Origin of the sequence: Williamsia sp. 1138 (assembly GCF_002095435.2) — a bacterium.
GTDB lineage: Bacteria > Actinomycetota > Actinomycetes > Mycobacteriales > Mycobacteriaceae > Williamsia.
The window spans coordinates 173,232-191,230 of sequence record NZ_MJEJ02000053.1 but is presented as its reverse complement, the minus strand read 5'-3'; the positions used below and the strand labels follow the sequence as shown (position 1 = coordinate 191,230).

Below are 17,999 nucleotides of genomic sequence, written 5' to 3'. Positions count from 1 at the left end.
GTCCGACTTCCCAACCCACGCACGTCAGTGGCGCAGCGCCAGACCGATCTCCGCCACCATCGCGTCGACGGCGAACTTCGGCTTGACGTTGAAGCCCAGCGCTTCTCGGCACTGCAGTACCGCCTCCACGCACGCCAGCAGTTCCTCAGGACGTGCGTAGCCGGCCATGGCGACGGTCTGCTCGGACATGTCCGGGTGCATCGCGGCCACCGGCGACCCGAAGGACGCGGCCAGCGCGTCGCGGAACAGCGCCGCGAGGTCGACCAGGGCTCGATCGAGCAGATCTCGACCGGTGCGCGTCTCTCTCGACTTCTGCCGGCGCTCGAGTTCTTTGAGGATGCCGGCCGATCCCCGAAGCGCCCCGCCCGCGCCCTTGCCGGTACCTCCGGCGCCCAGGGATGTCCGCATCTCCTCGGTCTCTGCCTCGTCGAGTCGCGCACTGATCGCTTTCGCCGCGTCGGTCGCGGTCTTCACCAGCGCCTCGGCGGCCGCATACGCGGTGGCATCCCTGGTGGCGGCCCTCGCGACCCCCAGGGCCTGTTTGCGTTGCTCCCGCGACTCCTCGTCTGTCGCCAGCCGCCGGGCCCGTCCTACGTGGCCGCCGCAGATCGACGCCGCCCAACGGGCCATCTCGGGGTCGATGCCGTCGTTGCCGATGAGAACCTCGGCGATCGCCGAGACCGAGGGCATCGTCAACGCCACATGCCGGCACCGAGACCGCAGGGTCACCGCGATGTCCTCGGGGTCGACGCTCGGCGCACACAAGAGAAACACGGTGCGAGGGGGCGGCTCCTCGACCGCTTTCAGCAGAGCATTGGCCGCGCCTTCGGTGAGCCGGTCGGCATCTTCGATGACCACGACCTGCCAGCGGCCCACGCTGGGACGGCGCGCAGCCGTCTGCACCACCGCGCGCATCTCCTTGACGGAGATGGACAGACCCTGGGGCACGATCCGACGAACATCCGCGTGGGTTCCCGCCATCACGGTCGTGCAGGCGTGGCAGCGGCCGCATCCGGGCGCATCGGCCACCTCACACTGCAGGGCCGCAGCGAAGCACTGAGCCGCCACCGAGCGTCCTGAACCCGGCGGACCGGTGAAGAGCCACGCGTGCGTCATCGCCGAGGAGCCATGTCTCGGGCCGTCGTCCGGCGTCCCACCGTGAGCTTCCAGATCACGGGAAGCGGCCAAATGAGCTGCGGCGACAGACGCGACTGTGAGTTCTCCCACCACATCCGGCTGGCCGACCAGTCGATCGAACACTGTTGTCACAGGTCAAGCCTATCTGCACCCTCCGACAGCCGTGTTTAACTCTTGCAAGCAGGCAGCTACCGTGTTCACGTGGTCGAGAGACAGTCGCAGCTACAGCGCACCTGGCACTTGTTGCGCTGGTTGGTGCGCACTCCGTGGCCTGTGCTGGCTCTCGACATGCTCCGCGCGAACGTTGCCGGCGCCCTGTTCACCTTCGCTTTCCTCCGTTTCGGCCTGCCGGCCCAGACCTCCGTGAGCCTGTCGGAGATCAGCGGCGTCGGACAAACCATCTTCGTTCTCTACCTGGTCATCGCGGGCATCGTCAGCGGCTACGCCACGATCCGGCTCTCGTTGCCGGTGTTGGTCTGGCACCGGCGCCGATCGCGCCTGGACAACGAGAGTGCGCGCCGCCGGGCCCTGCGCCTGCCGTTGCTCCTGATGATCGTCCACGGCGCCCTCTGGCTGGTCGGCGGCGCGGTCTTCTCCTTGCTGAGCCTTTCCCAGTCCGGTCGCACCGCGCTGGTCGTGGCGCTCGGGTCGTTCGTCGGCGCGCTCGTCACGTGCGTCCTGGGGTACATGCAGTCCGAGAAGGTGCTCCGCCCGATCACCGTGGCGGCCATGGCCAACAATCCCGAAGACGCCACCGCACCCAGCGTCACCCAGCGCATCATCCTCTTCTGGGTGATCAGCGTGGCCGCGCCGCTGGCCGTGATCATCGCCCTCGTCGTCGGGCAGCAGATCGGCGTCATCGACACCGACGCCGCCGGGCTGCAGCGCCCCATCCTGTGGATGGCGGGTGCGGCTCTGGCGTTCGGATCGATCGGGCTGGTGCGTCTGGTCTCGGCCATCGCCGACCCCATCAAGCAACTGCGGCTGGCGCAGCACGAGGTGCGCGAGGGCAACCTCGACACCTCGGTCCGCATCTACGACGGCAGCGACCTGGGTCTGCTGCAGGCCGGCTTCAACGAGATGGTCGCCGACGTGCGGGAGCGTCAGCAGCTCCGCAACCTGTTCGGCCGCTACGTGGGTGAGGACGTGGCCCGCCGCGCCATCGAGATCGGCACCGAGCTCGGCGGCGAGGAACGCTACGTCGGGGTGCTGTTCGTCGACATCGTCGGCTCGACCCGCCTCGCCGTCAACCGACCACCGCGCGACGTCGTCAACCTGCTCAACGAGTTCTTCCGAGTGATCGTCGACGTGGTCGGCAGGCACGGCGGATTCGTCAACAAGTTCCAGGGTGACGCGGCGCTCGCCATCTTTGGAGCCCCGCTCGACCAGGAAGACTTCGCAGGCCAGGCGCTCGCCGCGGCGCGGACGCTGCGTCAGGAACTCGACGCCGCGCTCGGCGACACCGACGTCGGCATCGGGGTGTCGGCGGGCAAAGCCATCGCCGGGCACATCGGTTCGCAACAGCGCCTCGAGTACACCGTCATCGGCGACCCGGTCAACGAGGCCGCCCGGCTGACCGATCTGGCCAAGTTCGAGCCGAGCCGAGTCCTCGGTTCGGCCCGCGCCGTGTACCTGGCCTCGTCCGAGGAAGCGTCCCACTGGGATATCGGCGAGGGCATCGAGCTACGCGGACGCGGCATCGAAACCCGCTTGGCCAGGCCCAAATACGAGGTCGACGTCTGAGAACCTAGTCCGTCGACTTCTTCGGCGGGGTCTTCTTGGCTGCGGTCTTCTTGGCGGTCGTCTTCTTGGCAGCGGCCTTCTTCGCCGGAGCCTTCTTGGCGGCGGTCTTCTTGGCAGCGGCCTTCTTCGCCGGCGCCTTCTTGGCTGCCTTCCTCGCCGACTTCTTGGCGGGCCCACGAGCGCGCCGGTCCGCCAGCAGTTCAGAGGCCCGCTCGTCGGTGATCGACGCCACGTCGTCGTCCTTGCGCAGGCTGGCGTTGGTTTCACCGTCGGTGACGTACGGACCGAATCGGCCGTCCTTGATCACCATCGGGGCCTCCGACACCGGGTCCTTACCCAGTTCCCGCAGCGGCGGCGCGGCGGCCGCACGACCGCGACGCTTGGGCTCGGAGTAGATCTTCAGCGCCTCTTCGAGGGTGATGTCGAAGATCTGATCCTCGCTCGTCAGCGACCGGGAGTCGGTGCCGCGCTTGAGGTACGGACCATACCGGCCGTTCTGGGCGGTGATCTCCTGACCTTCGGCATCCTGGCCGACGATCCGGGGCAGCGACAGCAGCTTCAGCGCATCCTCGAGGGTGACCGAACCGATCTCCATCGACTTGAACAACGACCCCGTGCGCGGCTTCGGCCCGGCCTTCTTGGCAGCCTTCTTTGCGGTCTTCTTGGCCGTTGCCTTCTTGGTCGCGGTCGCGGTGCCGCCGCCACCAGAGGGAGCGTCCAACGGGGTCGCGCCGTCGTCGAGCGGGGTGGGCGCCGGCGGTGGGGCGAGTGCGGGCGACGACGCGTCGTCGTCTCCATCGTCTTCGGGATCAGGCAGGATCTCGGTCACATACGGACCGAAACGGCCTTCCTTCGCCACGATCTCGTTGCCCGAGAGCGGGTCGACACCGAGGGTACGGCCCTCCTGCGGGGTGCTGAAGAGCTTCTCGGCGAGTTCGAGCGTCAGCTCGTCCGGGGTGATGTCGTCGGGCAGGTTGGCTCGTTGCGACTCCGGCTCGCCGCCGCCGTCAGGCGTGACGGTGCGCTCGAGGTACGGACCGAACCGGCCGACGCGGACGTACACGGGCCTGCCCTGATCGTCGTCGAACAGGCGGATCGAGTTCACGGTCCGTGCATCGATCTCTTCGAGATTGATGCCGACCAGCTTCTTCAGACCGGTCGCAGCCTGACCTTCGGCGCCTTCTTGCCCGAAGTAGAACTGCGTCAGCCAGTTGGTGCGGTTCTCCGCGCCGCTGGCGATCTGGTCGAGATCGTCTTCGAGCGAGGCGGTGAAGTCGTAGTCCACAAGCCGTTTGAAGTAGGCCTCGAGCAGCCCGACGACGGCGAACGCGATCCAGGACGGCACGAGCGCCGAGCCCTTCTTGTGGACGTATCCGCGGTCCTGGATGGTGCCGATGATCGACGCGTACGTCGACGGGCGGCCGATCCCCAACTCCTCCAACGTCTTCACCAGCGACGCCTCGGTGTAGCGCGCAGGCGGGTTGGTGGTGTGCCCGTCCGGCCGCAGTTCGGTGGCGGTCAGCGCCTGACCCTGAACGAGGTTCGGGAGACGGCTCTCGGCGTCGTCGGCGGTGCCACCGGCCTGCTCGTCGACGGTCTCGACGTAGGCAGACAAGAATCCGGGGAACGTGATGGTGCGACCGGAGGCGGCGAAGGTGCAGGTCTCCCCCGTCCGCGCGTCTCCGGTGATCCGCAGACTCATCGTGGTGCCGCGGGCGTCGGCCATCTGGGAGGCGACGGTCCGCTGCCAGATCAGCTCATAGAGCCGGAACTCGTCGGTCTGCAATGCAGAGGCGACCTCACCGGGGGTCCGGAAGGACTCACCGGCCGGCCGGATGGCCTCGTGGGCCTCCTGCGCGTTTTTCACCTTGCGGGTGTACTGCCGCGGCGTCGGATGGACGAAGTTCGCCCCATAGAGGTCACGGGCCTGATTACGGGCCGCCGTGATCGCCGACTCGGACAGCGTGGTCGAGTCGGTACGCATATAGGTGATGTAGCCGTTTTCGTACAGCCGCTGCGCGACCCGCATCGTGCGGTCAGAGGTGAACCGCAGCTTGCGGCCCGCCTCCTGCTGCAGCGTCGACGTCATGAACGGGGCATACGGCTTGCGGGTGTACGGCTTCTCCTCGACCGAGGACACCGACATGGAGGCGCCCTGCAGCCCTCCGGCGAGTGCGACCGCGCGGTTCTCGTCGAGGATGACGACGCCGTCGGCCTTCTTCAGGCCTCCGACCGAGTCGAAGTCGCGTCCACTGGCGACACGATCGCCGTCGACGCTGACCAGGCGGGCACCGAAACTGCGTGGCGTCGCCTCTGCGCCGGCGTCGAGCGTCGCGGCGATGTCCCAGTAACTGGCCGAGCGGAACGCCATCCGCTCGCGTTCGCGCTCGACGATGATGCGGGTGGCCACCGACTGCACACGGCCCGCCGACAACTTCGGCATGACCTTCTTCCACAGGACCGGCGACACCTCGTAGCCGTAGAGACGGTCAAGGATGCGGCGCGTCTCCTGGGCGTCGACGAGGTCTTCGTCGAGGTCGCGGGGATCTTCGGCGGCCGCCCGGATGGCCGATTCGGTGATCTCGTGGAACACCATCCGCTTGACCGGGATCTTGGGTTTGAGGGTGTCGAGCAGGTGCCACGCGATGGCTTCACCCTCGCGGTCACCGTCTGTCGCTAGATAGAGCTCGTCGACGTCCTTGAGCAGCGCCTTGAGCTCGGTCACCGTGGACTTCTTGTCCGGCGACACCACGTAGAGCGGTTCGAAGTTCTCGTCGACGTTGACGCCGAGCCTCGCCCACGCCTGCCCCTTGTACTTGGCAGGCACATCGGCGGCGCCGCGCGGCAGGTCACGGATGTGACCGCGCGATGACTCCACGATGTAGTTGGGACCGAGATATGTCGAGATCTTGCGGGCCTTGGTCGGGGACTCCACGATCACGAGCCGGCGCACGACACCACCTGTCTTGCCGGCTGTAGTACCTGAATCCGCCACCGTCTTTGCCTGCACCTTTCCATGGTTCTTCTGGCCCGTTTGTACCTTATGTATAGCGCTAGTGACATCCCCGCACCTGATCTGCCACCCGTGAACACCGTCGAAGCGGGGCGGGAACCGGTCGTTTGGACAGGTTGTCAGTGCAGTTCAGACACGTTATCGATCACGCTGTCAAATAAATGGCCACTGCAGGGCCGCCCCGGGTATGTCCGGGGCCTCTCCGACCGATTCGATCAGTCGGGTCAGGCGCCGCTTGCCCGCGATGCGCAGGGCCGGGCTAGAGCTCCGTGTGCCCACCAGGGTGGGCGCGATGCCCGCCCGCATGACCGCGGTCGCGAGCGAACCGTGCGAGTCCGGGGCGTGGGCGTCGAGACCCAGAAGATAGCGGTCGGCGTCGCGCTGGCCGGCCGCCATGACCCACAGCCGCAGTGCCCTCGGAGTGGGGACCCAGGTGGCGGGCATCGTCTTCACCGCACCTTTGGTCCACTGGCGGTACAGGCCTTCGAGTACCGGCGTCGCCGTGGTGCCGACGAGAGGCGAGCCTTCCGACGACAGCGATATCTCCGCGGCCACTCCGCAGCGCTCGATCTCGTCGGCAAGAGCCCGGGCACGCCAGTCGTCTGCCACCACGACCGACAGCCGCGCACCCCGCGGTCCGATGGCCACCTGCCCGGCAGACGCCAAAATCCCGGCGAGATCGTCCAAGGACGGCTCGTCGGTCTCCGCGGAGAACATGGACAGCTGACCCACGATGAAACCGTACGGTATGCGGGGCCGAAAAAGACTCACCCCCCGGCGCCGTGGTTTCGGCGTCGGGGGTGAACCTGCGATTTTCGCGTGGTGCGAGGACGAGTCCTACAGACCGCGAACGCCGGTGGCCTGCGGGCCTTTCGTGCCCTGACCGACCTCGAACTCAACCCGCTGGTTCTCCTCGAGGGTCCGGAAACCGTTTCCCTGAATCTCGGAGTAGTGGACAAACACGTCGTCCGGGCCATCATCGGGCGCGATGAAACCGAACCCCTTTTCCGCGTTGAACCACTTCACAGTCCCCTGAGCCATGCCGTATTCCTTTTCTATCACCGGTAGCGGCGGAGAGTTACCCGCGCCGGGCCGGTTCCGACCGCCATACCTACTGGCGCCGCTTGCGAGCACGCCCGCACACTGACCTTCAGTACCACGCCCGCAACACGATCTGCGAGTGAGAAGGCCAAATGCTTGAACCCGCCCCCCGAGAGCTGCGACCACAATGAGTCAATCATGTTCTCGGCGTGCACAACAGTGGAGAGTTCAACTTGATTTCAAACGTCGCCGGCAGCGCATTGTGGGTCGTGAATGCCGGGCGAACTTCGCTTTGCTGCATTCGGCGGGCCTAGTATTACGAGGTGATGAACTGGAACGATGAGTAACGCAGACTTCGGCACCGAACTGCTCGCCCGGACGCTTGCGGGGATCGATCCTGATGACTCGCCCCTGACACACAAGTCAGTAATTCCCTCCAGGACAGCCGCTTTCGCCAGTTGGCCAAATTGGGTCGCCGGTCCGGTTCGCGAGGCCCTGGTGGAATCCGGCGTACAGGCACCGTGGACCCACCAGGTCACTGCAGCCGAACACGCCTGGGCCGGAGAACATGTGGTGCTCTCGACGGGAACGGCCTCCGGAAAATCGCTTGGCTACCAGGTGCCAATCCTGTCCAGGCTTCTCGAGGATCCGAGGGCAACCGCGTTGTATCTCGCACCCACGAAGGCGCTCGGCTCCGATCAATTGCGGTCCGTGTCCTCACTGCTGGCCGGGCGCAAAGAGTTCATGCATCTCCAACCCTGCGCATACGACGGCGACACCGAACCCGCCGTGCGTCAATGGGCTCGCGAACACTCCCGGTGGATCTTCACCAACCCGGACATGTTGCACATAGGCATTCTCGGGTCCCATGGCCGTTGGCGGCAGTTCATGCGCGGACTGCAATTCATCGTCCTGGACGAATGCCACCACTACCGAGGCGTATTCGGCTCGCACACCGCGCTGGTCCTGCGCCGTCTACTCCGCATCGCGCGGGCGGCGGGCGCGAATCCGGTCGTGATCGGCGCCAGCGCCACCGCCGGAAGCCCCGGCGCGGCCATGAGCCGGATGATCGGCGCCGACTGCGTGGAGATCACCGAAGACGGGTCACCACACGGCGCACGCACGGTTGCACTGTGGGAGCCGGGTTTCGTCCCCGAGATCACCGGCGAGCACGGCGCTCCCGTGCGCAGGCAGGCCGGGGCCGAGGCCGCGCGCATCCTTGCCGATCTCGTGCTCGAAGGCGCCCGGACCCTGTGCTTCGTCCGTAGTCGTCGCGGTGTCGAACTGACGGCGCTGTCGGCCAAACGGATACTCGAGGAGGTCGACCCGGCGTTGGCGCCCCGGGTGGCCGCCTACCGAGCGGGCTATCTCGCAGACGACCGCCGCACCCTCGAACGCGACATCGCCGACGGGAAGCTGCTGGGGGTCGCCACCACCAATGCACTGGAACTCGGCGTCGACATCAGCGGACTCGATGCCATTGTGGTGGCCGGGTTTCCGGGGACTGTCGCGTCGTTCTGGCAACAGGCCGGGCGAGCAGGCCGACGCGGCGAAGGGTCACTGGTCGTGCTGATCGCCCGCGATGACCCCCTCGACACCTATCTGGTGAACCATCCAGAGGCATTGCTGAACAAACCGGTCGAGGCCACCGTCATCGACCCCACCAATCCGTATGTGCTCGGTCCGCAATTACTCTGCGCGGCTGCGGAACTGCCGCTCAAAGACGCCGAGGTCGACGCCTTCGGGGCGCGGGAACTGCTGGAAGATCTCGCCCGTCAGGGACTCATCCGACACCGCAAGGCGGGTTGGTACGTCGCGGCCGGGGTGGACCCGCACGGCGCAGTGGACATTCGCGGCGGCATCGGCGGGCAGGTGATGATCGTCGACGAGACCACCGCGCAGCTGCTCGGCACCGTCGACACCGGCCGGGCGATGTCGACTGTCCACAAGGGCGCCGTCCACATCCACCGCGGCGAGAGTTATGTAGTGGACGAACTCGACCTCGACGACGGTCTGGCACTGGTGCATCCCGAGGAACCGGACTGGACCACCAGCGCCCGCGAGACCACCATCGTCGACATCACCGACGTGATCGAGACGGCAACCCATGGGCCGCTCACCGTGGCGTTGGTGCGGGTGGACGTCACGCATCAGGTGGTTGGATACCTGCGCAAATTGATCTCCGGCGAGGTCCTGGATTCGGTGGAGCTCGACATGCCGCCGCAAACGCTCTCGACGCGGGCCGTCATGTACACGATCACGCCTGAGGCCCTGGAGTCCGTGGGGGTGGACCCGGTGCGCTTTCCCGGAGCGCTGCATGCCGCCGAACATGCCGCGATCGGTTTGTTGCCGCTGGTGGCGACCTGCGATCGCTGGGACATCGGTGGACTGTCGACCAATCTGCATCCCGACACCGACCTGCCCACAGTATTTGTCTACGACGGTTATCCCGGCGGAGCCGGCTTCGCCGACCGTGGACACGAGGCCTTCGAGATCTGGATCCGCGCCACCCGAGATGCGGTGTCGGGGTGCGGGTGTGAGACCGGGTGCCCGTCGTGCGTGCAGTCCCCGAAATGTGGCAACGGCAACGAACCGCTAGACAAAGACGGGGCCATTCGGGTGCTGAACCTGATCCTGCACGAGCTGCCCGTGAGCGCAGGGGTGGGCCGCGCGTGATGCAGTCGTGAGCGCAGGGACGGGCCGCGCAGGATGCAGTGAGGAACGAGGGAGCGCAGCGACTGAGAGACGAGGGAAGAGTGCGCAATAGGGCCCGGCCTGTAGCGAACAATCAAACACCGCTCACTGAGGCCCACGACGGAGCGAACAATTAGCACTGTCGATCACGTGCATGAAATCCGAGCTCAGTTTCGCTCTGCCGTGCGCGGAAATGGATTTCTGAGGGCGCATCGGGTTTACCGTGAGAAATCCGATCAGCGAAGAGGCAAGAACCATGACGCAGACACCCGGGCAATCCGACCCGTATGACCAGACCCGCATCACGTCCACCAATCCACCACCGGTGAATCCCCAGCCGGGCGGTCCGCGGCCGGACGTCTCGAAGCCCGCCGGAACCGATCATTCGACCGCAGGCGCAGAGCCGCCGCGTCCACCGGAGCACGGCGGCCCACCACCGGGACAGTACGAGCCGGGCCAGTACGGGCAAGGTCAGTACGGGCAGGATCAGTACGGCCAGGGTCAGTACGGGCAGGGTCAGCAAGGTGCAGGACAGCCAAATCAGTACGGCGGTCAGCAGCCGCCGCAGCACTACGGATCACCCTCGCAGCCGCAGTACGGCGCCCCTCAGAGTCAGCCGCAATACGGTGCGCCGCAGGGCCAACCGCACTACGGTCAGCAGGCACCCTATGGGCAGGGTGGACAGCAGCAGCCTTATCAAGCCGGTCAGAATCCTTACGGTGCGCCGCAACCCAACCAGGGTCAACCGCAATACGGCAGCGCGTACGGCTCACCGCCGACTGCCGAGCCGGTGTCGCAGGCCGTCAAGATCATCGGGCTCGTCATTGCGGTCATCGCGGTGGTCATCGCGATCTCGGCATTCCTGCCGTGGGTCTCGGGAACGTTCAGCGAGAGCGGGCTCGGCGGCGGTGATTCCGATACCGACGCCAATGATGGCGTCCTGACCTTGGTCCTTGCCGTCGTCGCCGGAATCTTCGGTGTGATCAGCGTTCTGATCGCCAAACGGTCCGGCCTGCATCTGACGGCCGGCATCGTCGCGGTGGTGACGGGAATCCTGGTGGCACTCATCGCGATCGTCGACATCACCGACATCTTGGACGCCAAGGAGACCGCCGAGGTCTTCGATATCACCATCAACGTCGGCGTCGGGCTGTGGCTGACCCTCGTCGGCGGGATCGGGCTGGTGATCGCCGGAATAGCCGGGATCGTCAAGCGCAAGTAGAACTTGCCCGGCCCGGCACTGCCGAAACGATCAGATCAGGCGGAAGCCACTGCCGACGATGTTCTGCCCGTTCAGGTCTTTCATGATGTAGCCGATCCCGGTGCTGAGCGTCGGCACGTGGACCGGGTTGCCCGGGTCGTTGCATTCGATGTCGAAGTTCAGGCCGGTGCCGCCGATGTTCTTGAAGATGCGGCCACCGTTGAGCAGGCCGACGAGCTTGTTGTCGACGACGACAGGCGCGCCGGAGTCACCGTGGTTGGAGCAACTCTGGTTGAGGGTGAAGGTCGGGCTCTCGGGGTCAGTGCCCCAGACGACGCCGCAATTGGTGCCGGTGGTGCGGCCTGCCTTGCAGGCGTTCTGGCCGAAGGCCGGTTGCGGACCGAATCCGCCAAGGGTCAACCCGCGGTAGTTTCGCTGCGGTTCGACCCTGGCAGCGTCGAAGCGGATCACCGCGTAGTCCCAGTACTTGTTGGACGACGTGACCTGGCCGATGACGCCGGCCCCGGCAGCCTTCTCGGCTCGGATGGCGTCGCCGGTCTCGGCGCAGTGGGCTGCGGTCAGCCCGACCAGGCGACCTGCGGAGTCGTGGCCGATCGCTGTCAGCGTGCACACCGAACTGTTGTTGATGATGATGCCCGCGCCGCCACCGAGTGCAATGCGAGGAGCAGCGTTGGCTGAGCCGGCCGCCAGTCCTGACATGCAGATCACTGCGATGAGTCCGGACACGACCGCCAACAAACGCTTCTTCAAGAAATCCCCCACCATTCACTTCGGTAAATTCTGTTCCGCGAAGCATATCTTCGCGTCGCGCAGTCACATGATCGCGCACCAGTGTGAACGTCGACACGTCCGCCCAATACACCGGCCCTGTCCTGTCTACCTCACAGACCCCCGTCTGCCTACTCGGACAACTCCTGCCCGTCACTCCACCGGCCCGGCCCGCGCCGTCGCCAAGGCGTCACGGCGACCGAATAATCCGAGGTCAACAGCAATTCTCACCGACACCACCACGTCCTCGCCATCCGGATTGCAGGACGCGAGGACGACCTCCATCCGCCCCGCGATCAGCCCTGCCTGCGCGCACGGATCGGCCTCACCGAGCACCAGGGCTGAAGAACCCGCGAGGTCCACCCTGGGCAGCAACGGCACATCGACCCGGGCCAGCACGACGATCAACTCTTTCAAACGCCGCGTCGAAACGGCGGAAGTGAGCAGCGACGGCCACCTGGGACGCGGACGCCTTGTGGGGCATCGCCGAGTGTCCTTAGTCCCTCCAGTCCTGCACGCGATCGTCCGTGACACGCCCGGCCCGCAGCCGTTTCGCATCGTTCGGATGCATTGCAATACCGTCGGCGCTAGGCATCATCGCCGGGGCGCTACCGTAGCCGTCAAATCGTCCATCAGGAGAGTTCGGTTCGACTGTCCGCCACTGTCTACCCGTCTGGATAATCACGGCCGGTGACGCCTTTCGCTCGGACCAACAGGCTGCCATCGTCTCTGTAAGCGCAGCAATGAACTCGCACAACGAGTTGAGGAGGCCATCGAGCACGTCTTCAGTACGATTGATGAGAAACGAAGCCCTCCAACCATCTCTACTAGGCCCGCCCCTCGCACGTACCTCTTGCATCGGCCCGTAGACCATCGTTTGCAGCTCGCTCCACTTCGGCTGGAGGTAGAACGGCTGGATGATGCTGCCATCCTTCTGTAGGAGACTCATGCGCTTTGCCGGCGACCTGTGGGTCAACGCGTTTCGGGTGTCCCGAAGCCAAGCCAGCCAAGATCTCAGAGCCGTAGTTTTGCAGCAGTCCAGCGGGCGCGAGCAGTCGCCGCTGAATGTCCCGGCCTGCGGTTCCACGCGGCGCGACGGTGCCCTTCTCACGATCCTCATCAAGTGCTGCCCATAGATCCTGGACCGTCTTCCAATCGGAGGTGACTACATCTTTGACCCCGAACCCACCAACGATCACCAGCGCTGCAGAGAACCTGTCGAGCGCCTGGCCCATATGGAAAAAAGTGTGCTCGGCGGCCGACTCCGCTCGTAGGCTTCGCTTCCGCGCATCACTCGACCCGATAACAGCATTCAAGTACTGAGTCGGAGTCAGACTCCCTGCATGCAAGTCTTTGTACGCCACCCTCGCTTTGGCGTTTGCCGAGTAGGTGACCTGCCGGTGCTCGATCGCAGTTAACCCCGCAGCCTCGAGGGCAGTCGTAGTTCCAAGGACAGATTGGATCAAGTAATCGGCGAGCAGCGCATACGTCTTCCAGTCGCACCCACCGCGCCAAAAGCCGAACGCGCCATCCTCGTCGTCCAGTTCTTCAAGCAACTGTGCATTGAACGCCAGCAACGGCCTCACGGCTGCTCTGACGCGAGTCTCGTAGTTGATCGACTCCTGGTTCGACATTGCTGCAGCTTAGCCAGTCTTGTCCAACAACCGAAGTGAATAAAGTGGTACTCCCCACGTGACCTTCGGTCGTTGTTGAGGGATAATCGAAATCTATTGCGCTTGGCTTGGTATCCACGGCCGACCATCGTTCAGATTCGTACAGAACCGCTGAATCGACTGCCACTGCTGCGTGGCACCGGGAACAGTCATCGGGCCAAGTTGCGCGATGTCGTACCGGGTGCGGTGAGACAGCTCCATCAAACTCATATACGAGACGGCGATGGGGGAATAGAGAGAATGGACCATCTGATTAGTCCCCCGCGCGCCAGGCTCTATGCTTGAGTGCTTACGGGGATGCCGTTCATCCTTGTTCAGGGTCATTTCGTCAGCCAGCGACGAATGCACCAAGTGCATGGCTGAATAGAACAACGCGACCATCGCCCAGTCCTCGTGAACCGGTAGCAAATAGTCAGACACGTCTTTGTGATGTTTGGCACGCGCAAGGTGCCACTTCCGAACGCCCATCAGGCTTCAGCGAACTCCTCGTCCTGGACAGCGTTCAACGGAACGATGTCGAAGTCGAGTGCAAAATCATCCGCATGCGCCTGCTGGAACTGAACCAGCCGCTCCAGAACCTGCATACGAGGTTCCCACGTGTAGTTGGTGATACAAGCCCCGACCCGAGCAACCTTCGACATCGGCTCCCAGCGGATGCTCAGATGAGTCTTACCAATCGACTCTTCGACATCACGAAGCCGACCTTCCAACTCGAATCGTATTGTCTCGATGCTTGGCACGAAACGTTCCTTCCCATCCACTCGCACGATGTTACGCACTCAATCACGAGCTTCTGACATTGAACAGGAAAAAGTACTTCCCGAAGGCCCCGAAGAGCGCCTTCAACCGCCACGGCAACCTCCTGCGCGGCCGGGCAGCGCACGTCGCGCCACCTCCGAAGTGGCCTCAACCCTTCGCAGAACCGCACCCCAGAGCACGCTGATACGGTCCTACATCCACTTCGCCACGACCGACAGGACCGCACCCGGTGCGCAGGAGCGAACAACCCAGCACGGCCACGCTTCCTCAGGGCCAACTGACGACGAAGGAGTTCGTGGCCGCTTCACCCTCGCCGCGAGGGACGCGGCGAGGGTCTGCATACACGTTCGGTGGAGCGACGGACGCGATGCAACCCTTCGAGGCACTGCAGAGTTGGCACCGTAGCTGCCGCGACAAACATCACCCGCGTAACCTCCCGCTTCAATTCACCGAGGACTCGACACTGGATCTCGACATCGGGATTTTTCCTAACAAGATCGGGGCAATCGGATCGACTGCCAGCGACCGGTTGGCAGAGCTAACTCAACAATGGGTCGCTGCCTAGCCGAAGGCACATCAGACTTGAAGTCGCTGAGCCACTACGCTTAAAACATGTAGGGCAGTCAATCCTCACGATCCCCGCAGTCGCCATTTTCACGGTATCAACGGAGGAGTTGCCGGGGGCCGCCTGGCTGATCCTGGCGACAGCCGAGGCCCTATTCGTATCGTAGGCTCTCGCGGTCCAGTTCGGTCCATCCTTACGCTCTGCGCGTCAACCCTTGACGCTGCACCGCAAGGAGTGAGGAGTACGGTCCGAACCTTCTTGCTGGGCTAACGGTAATGATCACGCTTTTCGCAATCGTCCAGATCTTCGTCGCCTTGCTGTAACTATGCACGCTTAATACCCTCTGAACAGCTAAGATGCACTGGCATATGACCCCGAGAGCCGCTGCACCACTTTCCCAACGGTGAAACTCTTGGTCGGAGCTACCCACGTGACCGCAACCGTGCTCGCTTTCGCGAGGAACCGCTTCGCTGCCGTATCTACGCCCTCCACCTGCGCCCGGTGGGTCATAGGTCACGAGTAGAGCGTTGACTTGGCGCCGCATAGGTCGCTGCCTGTTCGCTCTACCCCGGAGCGCTAGCGGAGCATAACTAATCTTATCCCGTGGGCAATGAGGAACTGCTGTATGTCTCGGCCAACCCATGACCCCGCCACTTCACTTCATTTGGGCGAGTGCCCCGTGGGGACACCGAACGTCTATGCCCTCGCCTGCCCCACCAGTTGTAGTGACGGCGTAAGTAAGACCTCCGGAGCGCGTCTGGTGCCAGGCGTCTAGACCAGCTTGGCGTGAAGGAGTTCATCCAACTAAACAGGCGCGATTCGATCCCGACCTAAGCTGATTACTCATAGTTGGCGATTAATGCTAACTGGACGTCGATGTTTGTCCGAATTGACGCGCAAACCTTCCGATTCTCTAGAGTTTTGGGTAAATTGCCCTCGACGACCGCCGCCGCTTCGCAGTTCGATAGATCGGCGGATAAAGCGACCAGATTTGCGACCGCCATACCACTTGGCGTCTGGGCCTCGCCTTCTCCGGAGGAATTCGCCGCATTGCAGTCATCAGGCAGCGTAAAAGTTGCTCCACCATCATTGAGCGCCTTCCGCGCGTCACCGCACGCCTTCGCGGCAGCGATCTTATCTGAATCAGATGTGTTGTACGCCCTCATAGCGTCCGAAAAAAACCACACGGCGATCAGAGACGCGCCGAACACACCGATGGCGATTAGTGGCTTCTTTGCTATCGTCGCCCTCCGCACGCGATCTCGTATTACGACGACTGCCGCTCTCGCCCGGGTAAGGAGTAGGTCCGCACGAATCTGCGCCGCGCGCGTGAGGCCGAAGTTGAGCTTCGTTAGTTCCTCGTCGTCAGTCGGCGCTGAGACAGTGTTAGTCAGCCGGTCGTATCTGTAGGCCCTCTCTACATTTGCTTCGTACAGAGTTGCGGGCGCGAAATAAGCCTGCATTGCGTTGGAAACTATTGCATTTGCAGCTTTACGCCTCTCGGCAAGCTGACCTTTAGTCTCGCTAGGCCCCGGCTGAGGTTCAGGCTGATCGTGAACGTTAAGCCCGTTTAGCTTGGCGAATTGGTGATATACACCCCGAACTCGGTCGGCCTCAGTATCAGATATCTCTTGATTATCGACCATGTCTTGTATGTTCGACGACATAGCCAATGGCCTGTTCTGGACCGAAAGATTCCAACCAACGTAGATCGCGCTTATCGCCATCAAAATAATGCATAAAAGAATTAACCCTGCCAGTAACCAACCTAGATCATGAGTTGGAAAGACATTCACCAGTTCGTCAAAACCAATCCACGCGACCGCTGCGAGACCGAGTGCCTGGATCGCACCACCCCACGCACCAGCTCTCGCACGGAGCTTGTCCGCGGTATCTTGATACCCCTTGGCAGTGTCTTGGGACTGTTTAGCCAGGGTCGCTAGCGGGTTGAGCCGATTGCTTTCGTCGCTTGACATATTGGCCCTTCGTAGCTTCCCAGCCCGATGTGATGAGGTGACGCTACACGAGAGACAGGACCGCGCGACTGAATCTAGAAAACCTCACTCCTTAGTTGCACTAAGAAAAAGAGGCAGTAATCCCTCGCTAAACTCGCCGATAGACACTCCAATTCAACTTTATTCTTAAGAGTTGCACGAGCCCTAGTAAGAATGCCCTTTCACTCGCGATTCCAGCAAGAGTTGGCGAGCGCCAGTAGTGACTGTTTAACGCGCTGCCCTCGCTCTCACGAGGTCCCACACGACTTAGTCACCCTTCCGTTAGGCAACCCCCAGCCGTGGATTGAACGTCACTGCGGCGCCCGCACGATTACGGCACAGAGGGGTTCGTACTGGTATCGATCGTCTAATCGCGCGGCCACCGCACAACAATCAGACATCCGCTGGCGTGCGACCGTAAGCGCGGGAGACGATCGACTCACTCCACCGGCCCGGCCCGCGCCGTCGCCAAGGCGTCACGGCGACCGAACAATTCGAGGTCAACAGCAATTCTCACCGACACCACCACATCCTCGCCATCCGGACTGCAGGACGCGAGGACAACCTCCATCCGCCCCGCGATCAGCTCTGCCTGCGCGCACGGATCGGCCTCACCGAGCACCAGAGCCGACGCGGCCGCGAGCGAGGCGAGATCGGCGGCCGACTGGGCGTGATGGCGCGCAGCAACCGCAGCACCCACGTACAGAACCAGCACCACCAACCCCGCCAGAGCTGCTATCGCGCACGCCCCGGCCACCGTCGCCGAGCCACGCTCATCGCCCGCGATCCTCACTCGTCGCCGCCCGGTTCGACCGCCGCCACCGCCCGCGCACCCACCTCCACCCCAGGCAGCAACGGCACATCGACACGCACCCGTGCGACGATCAACTCTCCCTCCGTGCGAATGCTCACCGACGCCCCATCAGGACCGACCTTTCGCGCCACCTGCTCGGCACGAACCGAATCACCCTGCGCCGCAATCCTCGCCGCCTCCCGCGCCGCGTCGATACAACGAACGTGAGCAGCCACCGCGGCCACCGCCACCACCCCGATCACCACCATCACGACAATCGAGGCGAGCGCGATCGCCGCCTCCACCGTCACCATCCCCTGTTCATCGGCCGGCAGACGGCGACGAACGCGCCGCACCATCATCCGACCGTGGTCTGCAACGCCTTGTCGATGATCCCCGTCAACGCGGACACGATCGAATCACCGGTCACGACCGTGTAGAGAATGGCACCGAAGGCGGCCGCAGCGATGGTGCCGATCGCGTACTCCGCGGTCGACATCCCGTCCTCGTCCGTCATGAGCACCGCAACTCGAGTCTGCACACTCCGAATCATGTTGCCTATCATCGATTCCCCCTATTCTCGCCATGGACAGTCCA

At 63.8% G+C, this 17,999-nt stretch carries 16 protein-coding genes; 3 read left to right on the top strand and 13 right to left on the bottom strand.

Annotated elements, in window-relative coordinates:
* Positions 1-24: 24 nt before the first annotated feature.
* Positions 25-1,269 carry a DNA polymerase III subunit delta' gene (locus tag BH683_RS25860; protein ID WP_084839154.1) on the bottom strand — a complete coding sequence of 415 codons (1,245 nt, stop codon included), beginning with the start codon at positions 1,267-1,269 and terminating at the stop codon, positions 25-27.
* A 156-nt stretch (positions 1,270-1,425) separates the two neighbouring features.
* Here BH683_RS25860 and BH683_RS25855 point away from each other — a divergent pair, with 156 nt between their 5' ends.
* Positions 1,426-2,880 (top strand): adenylate/guanylate cyclase domain-containing protein, encoded by a 1,455-nt coding sequence (locus BH683_RS25855; protein ID WP_246833606.1) that lies wholly within the window; start codon positions 1,426-1,428, stop codon positions 2,878-2,880.
* A gap of 4 nt (positions 2,881-2,884) precedes the next feature.
* Here BH683_RS25855 and topA read toward each other — a convergent pair whose 3' ends face one another.
* The 3 genes from topA to BH683_RS25840 form a co-directional block, all read right to left on the bottom strand.
* A complete protein-coding gene (gene topA / locus BH683_RS25850) occupies positions 2,885-5,875 on the bottom strand; it encodes a type I DNA topoisomerase (protein WP_084839260.1) in 2,991 nt (996 codons plus the stop codon).
* Between the two features lie 171 nt (positions 5,876-6,046).
* Complete coding sequence (locus BH683_RS25845; protein ID WP_084839259.1) at positions 6,047-6,625, bottom strand: hypothetical protein; 579 nt, start codon at positions 6,623-6,625, stop codon at positions 6,047-6,049.
* 105 nt (positions 6,626-6,730) lie between these two features.
* Entirely contained in the window at positions 6,731-6,934 is a 204-nt protein-coding gene (locus BH683_RS25840; protein WP_084839153.1) for a cold-shock protein, read from the bottom strand.
* 339 nt (positions 6,935-7,273) lie between these two features.
* Between BH683_RS25840 and BH683_RS25835 the strand changes: the two genes are divergently transcribed.
* Entirely contained in the window at positions 7,274-9,610 is a 2,337-nt protein-coding gene (locus BH683_RS25835; protein WP_084839152.1) for a DEAD/DEAH box helicase, read from the top strand.
* Between the two features lie 274 nt (positions 9,611-9,884).
* Entirely contained in the window at positions 9,885-10,850 is a 966-nt protein-coding gene (locus BH683_RS25830; protein ID WP_084839151.1) for a Trp biosynthesis-associated membrane protein, read from the top strand.
* Between the two features lie 30 nt (positions 10,851-10,880).
* Here the strand turns inward: BH683_RS25830 and BH683_RS25825 are convergent, their stop codons facing one another.
* The 9 genes from BH683_RS25825 to BH683_RS25775 all read right to left on the bottom strand — a co-directional run bounded on the left by BH683_RS25825 (position 10,881) and on the right by BH683_RS25775 (position 17,967).
* Positions 10,881-11,600: a S1 family peptidase gene (locus tag BH683_RS25825; protein ID WP_143696137.1), complete on the bottom strand. Its 720-nt coding sequence runs from the start codon at positions 11,598-11,600 to the stop codon at positions 10,881-10,883.
* 171 nt (positions 11,601-11,771) lie between these two features.
* Positions 11,772-12,035: a flp pilus-assembly TadE/G-like family protein gene (locus tag BH683_RS25820; RefSeq protein WP_084839150.1), complete on the bottom strand. Its 264-nt coding sequence runs from the start codon at positions 12,033-12,035 to the stop codon at positions 11,772-11,774.
* Positions 12,036-12,445: 410 nt separating this feature from the next.
* Complete coding sequence (locus tag BH683_RS25810; protein ID WP_084839148.1) at positions 12,446-13,252, bottom strand: hypothetical protein; 807 nt, start codon at positions 13,250-13,252, stop codon at positions 12,446-12,448.
* 93 nt (positions 13,253-13,345) lie between these two features.
* Entirely contained in the window at positions 13,346-13,711 is a 366-nt protein-coding gene (locus tag BH683_RS25805; protein ID WP_143696136.1) for a hypothetical protein, read from the bottom strand.
* 47 nt (positions 13,712-13,758) lie between these two features.
* Positions 13,759-14,031, bottom strand: a complete 273-nt coding sequence (locus BH683_RS25800; protein WP_143696135.1) for a hypothetical protein — start codon at positions 14,029-14,031, stop codon at positions 13,759-13,761.
* 1,423 nt (positions 14,032-15,454) lie between these two features.
* The gene (locus BH683_RS25790) at positions 15,455-16,591 is read right to left on the bottom strand and encodes a hypothetical protein (RefSeq protein ID WP_084839144.1); all 1,137 of its coding nucleotides are present in this window, start codon (positions 16,589-16,591) and stop codon (positions 15,455-15,457) included.
* Between the two features lie 457 nt (positions 16,592-17,048).
* Positions 17,049-17,402 carry an Rv3654c family TadE-like protein gene (locus tag BH683_RS25785; RefSeq protein WP_084839143.1) on the bottom strand — a complete coding sequence of 118 codons (354 nt, stop codon included), beginning with the start codon at positions 17,400-17,402 and terminating at the stop codon, positions 17,049-17,051.
* A complete protein-coding gene (locus BH683_RS25780) occupies positions 17,399-17,761 on the bottom strand; it encodes a TadE family type IV pilus minor pilin (RefSeq protein WP_084839257.1) in 363 nt (120 codons plus the stop codon). The genes BH683_RS25785 and BH683_RS25780 overlap by 4 nt, the downstream gene beginning before the upstream one ends.
* Positions 17,761-17,967 carry a DUF4244 domain-containing protein gene (locus BH683_RS25775; protein WP_084839142.1) on the bottom strand — a complete coding sequence of 69 codons (207 nt, stop codon included), beginning with the start codon at positions 17,965-17,967 and terminating at the stop codon, positions 17,761-17,763. The genes BH683_RS25780 and BH683_RS25775 overlap by 1 nt, the downstream gene beginning before the upstream one ends.
* Between the last annotated feature and the right edge of the window lie 32 nt (positions 17,968-17,999).

Coding starts and splice junctions, on each gene's coding strand:
- BH683_RS25835 (WP_084839152.1), top strand. CDS start 7,274: ATGAGTAACGCAGACTTCGGCACCGAACTGCTCGCCCGGACGCTTGCG.
- BH683_RS25830 (WP_084839151.1), top strand. CDS start 9,885: ATGACGCAGACACCCGGGCAATCCGACCCGTATGACCAGACCCGCATC.
- BH683_RS25790 (WP_084839144.1), bottom strand. CDS start 16,591: ATGTCAAGCGACGAAAGCAATCGGCTCAACCCGCTAGCGACCCTGGCT.
- BH683_RS25855 (WP_246833606.1), top strand. CDS start 1,426: ATGCTCCGCGCGAACGTTGCCGGCGCCCTGTTCACCTTCGCTTTCCTC.
- BH683_RS25840 (WP_084839153.1), bottom strand. CDS start 6,934: ATGGCTCAGGGGACTGTGAAGTGGTTCAACGCGGAAAAGGGGTTCGGT.
- BH683_RS25780 (WP_084839257.1), bottom strand. CDS start 17,761: ATGGTGCGGCGCGTTCGTCGCCGTCTGCCGGCCGATGAACAGGGGATG.
- BH683_RS25810 (WP_084839148.1), bottom strand. CDS start 13,252: ATGTCGAACCAGGAGTCGATCAACTACGAGACTCGCGTCAGAGCAGCC.
- BH683_RS25775 (WP_084839142.1), bottom strand. CDS start 17,967: ATGATAGGCAACATGATTCGGAGTGTGCAGACTCGAGTTGCGGTGCTC.